Here is a 603-nt window from a genome sequence, read left to right as displayed (position 1 = left end):
ATGATGGACGACGCGACTGCCGCCTCGGCGCTCGCGGGGTTTTCTGCCAAGCTGAATTCGATCGCCGAGCCGATGCGCTAGAGCCTGACCTACGACCAGGGCAAGGAGATGTCGCGTCACGCGGACCTGGCCGCACAGACCGGGGTGAAGATCTACTTCTGCGACCCGCACAGCCCTTGGCAGCGCGGCACCTGCGAGAACACCAACGGCCTGCTTCGTCAGTACATGCCCAAGGGCACAGACCTGAGCCTGCTCACCCAGGACGAGCTCGATGGGATCGCCGACAGCATGAACGATCGGCCTCGCGCCTCGCACGCGTGGCACACGCCTCTGGAGGTCTTCGCAAGAACGCTCGACTCGTTCCATCAACCCTCAGCATCAATCCACTGACTCAACTCTGTTGTGCTTCAGACTTGAAACCGCCCTGTGTTTATTCGCCGCGAGGACAGTAAGTCCACGTGAGCACGGAGGCTGTCGACGACCCCGGCGCTCTGGATTCCTGTTGAGGAGTGCCCTGTTCTCTGGTTGGATTAGGATCGATAATGGCGCTCTATCGCCCGCCTGACCCTCCCAATTGCTGGCGCCGCCAGCGCGGATGGTGTC

General features: G+C 61.9%; 1 pseudogene. It reads left to right on the top strand.

The annotated features are described in order from the left end of the window. Nucleotides 1–390: pseudogene (locus AC1DY5_RS58015) on the top strand (IS30 family transposase); the annotation flags it as partial. Nucleotides 391–603: the final 213 nt, after the last annotated feature.

It is taken from the genome of Variovorax sp. P4_D9, assembly GCF_056401695.1.
The sequence above is the reverse complement of the archived record's forward strand: the minus strand, read 5'-3'. Positions and strand labels throughout refer to the sequence as shown.